At 72.5% G+C, this 2,365-nt stretch carries 3 protein-coding genes; all 3 read right to left on the reverse strand.

Features of this window, described 5'->3' with window-relative positions; genetic code table 11:
- Positions 1–638 (reverse strand): aldehyde dehydrogenase family protein (locus IH13_RS0122425; protein ID WP_031087168.1); only part of this gene is annotated, 638 nt, incomplete at its 3' end.
- A gap of 173 nt (positions 639–811) precedes the next feature.
- Complete coding sequence (locus IH13_RS0122430; protein WP_031087169.1) at positions 812–1,273, reverse strand: ATP-binding protein; 462 nt, start codon at positions 1,271–1,273, stop codon at positions 812–814.
- Positions 1,274–1,429: 156 nt separating this feature from the next.
- Positions 1,430–2,365: xanthine dehydrogenase family protein molybdopterin-binding subunit (locus IH13_RS0122435; protein WP_031087171.1), on the reverse strand; the 936-nt coding region annotated here is incomplete at its 5' end.

Consider the following 2,365-nt stretch of genomic DNA (forward strand, 5'->3'; position numbering starts at 1 on the left):
CTGCCGGTGAGGGTCGCCGCGGCGACCCGGGGGTCGCGCAGGACCGCCTCGACGGCGCCCGAGCCGATCAGCAGTGTCTGGAAACAGCCTTCGGGGAATCCGGCCCTGCTGAAGAGGCCACCGAGGTGGAGGGCGGTCTGCGGGACGTTGGAGGCGTGCTTGAGCAGCGCGGTGTTGCCGGCCATGAGGGCGGGGGCTGCGAAGCGGACGACCTGCCAGAGCGGGAAGTTCCACGGCATCACGGCGAGGACGGTGCCGAGCGGCCGGTAGCGCACCAGGGCCCTCGTCGCCCCGGAGTCCCTGACGTCGGCGTCGTCGGGGTGTTCGTCGGCGAGCAGCCGCTCGGCGTGGGCGGCGTACCAGCGCATCGCCTTGGCGCACTTGGCGGCCTCCGCGCGGGCGGCCGCCAGGGGCTTGCCCATCTCGGTGGTCATGGTCCGGGCGATGTCCCGCTGGTCCTCGTCGAGGAGGTCGGCCGCCCGGTTCAGCAGCCGGGCCCGTTCGTCGAAGCCGGTGGTGCGGTAGGTGCGGAACGCAGCCGCGGCGGCGGAGATCCTTTGTTCGATCTCCTCTTCGCCCAGTGCGTCGAACGTCCTGAGCGTCTCACCGTTGGCGGGGTTGACCGTCGCGATGGGCATGGCTGTGGCCTCCTCGGGTTGTCCCGTCGTCCCGGCGGGACAGCCTTGTGCATAGGTTCTTCGACCGTGCCGCGCGGCGCCCTGCCGCGCAACGCGGCTCCGTGCCGCACGCGTACCCGGCCGGTGCGGATCATGCGTGCCCTGGGCACGCCGTCCGCACCGGCCGGTGTCCGTCACACGAGCGCGGCCGCCGGCCGGCTCCGGGAGGTGAGGCCGCCGGGCAGCGGCGTACGCGGCAGCGGTTCGGCGGGCAGGGGCGTCTCGGCGTAGCGCGTGAACCAGACGACTTTGCCGCTGCCGGTCCGGCAGGTCCCCCAGCTGTCGCTCAGGGCCATGACGCGGCTCAGGCCGCCGCCACCGCCGTCGAGCAGCCGGGGCATCCGGGCGTCGTCGTCGGCCACGGACACCGTCAGGTGCCGTCCGGTCCAGCGGAGTTCGACGACGCAGCGGTTGTCGTCGCCGACGTGCCGCCTGACGTTCGTCAGCAGCTCTTCCGCGGCCCGGCACACGGGCCGGACCTGCAGATCGAGGTTCCAATGGCGAAGGTGTGCGGCGACGATGCGCCGCATCTGGGAAATGCGCTCTGCCGACACCTGCAGTTCGGCCAGGTAGTGCCGGTCGAGTGGAACGGTCATCGTGGAGGCTCCTCACCGCGAGGTCTACTCACCCCGTTCGAACCAACGACCCCCGAACACGAAGCGTGAGCAATCATCACTTATGGGTCACTCATCAGAGTGACCCGAGGGGACCGTTCACGCAACCGCTGCGGCGCGGGGTGCGGTGTCGCGGGTTCAGAGGTAGGGGAGCAGCTTGTCGGGGGTGAGCGGGAGGGAGCGCAGTCGGGCGCCGGTGGCGTGGCGTACGGCGTTCCCGACGGCGGCGGCCGCTCCGACGATCCCGATCTCACCGATCCCCTTGCTGCCCATGGGGTTCAGGTGGTGGTCGTCCTCGTCGATCCAGTGCGCCTCGAGGCCGGTCACGTCCGCGCAGGACGGCACGTGGTAGGAGGCGAGGTCGCGCTCGGTGAAATCGCCGTGGACGGGGTCCATGGTGCTGCCCTCGGTGAGCGCCATGCCCAGCCCCATGACCATGCCGCCGATGAACTGGGAGCGTGCGGTACGGGCGTTGAGGATGCGTCCGGCCGCGAAGACCCCGAGCATCCGGCGCACCCGGACCTCGCCGGTGAGGGAGTCGACCGCCACCTCGGCGAAGTGGGCGCCGAAGGCGTGCCGGGCGTACGGGGACTCCTCGGAGGCCTCCTCCTCGGTGGAGGCGGTGACGGTGACGCCCTCGGGCGGGACGGTGCCGCCGTCGGCGAGCCGGCGCACCAGGGCGGTGGCGGCCTTGTGCACGGCGGTGCCCCACGACGCGGTGCCGGAGGAGCCTCCCGCGACGGAGCCGAAGGGGAGGTCGCTGCTGCCGATCTCGATCGTCACGTTGTCCAGCGGGGTGGCGAGCGCCGCGGCGGCGATCTGGGCGAGCACGGTGCGCGCCCCGGTGCCGATGTCGGTGGCGTTCACCCGGACGGTGTACGAGCCGTCGGGGGCGGCGTGCGCGGAGGCGGCCGAGGGCGACAGCATCACCGGGTAGGTCGCCGAGGCGACACCGGTACCGAGCAGGTGGCGGCCCTCCTGCCGGGTGGCGGGACGCGGGTCCCTCTCGTACCAGCCGAAGCGCCGTGCCCCCTCGTTCAGGCAGCCTGCGAGCCCGCGGCTGCTGAAGGGGCG

The sequence above is a fragment of the Streptomyces sp. NRRL WC-3549 genome (genome assembly GCF_000721935.1).
GTDB lineage: Bacteria > Actinomycetota > Actinomycetes > Streptomycetales > Streptomycetaceae > Streptomyces.

Bases quoted from the DNA above. Each gene is read 5' to 3' on its own strand.
- IH13_RS0122430 (WP_031087169.1), bottom strand. From the start codon at position 1,273: ATGACCGTTCCACTCGACCGGCACTACCTGGCCGAACTGCAGGTGTCG.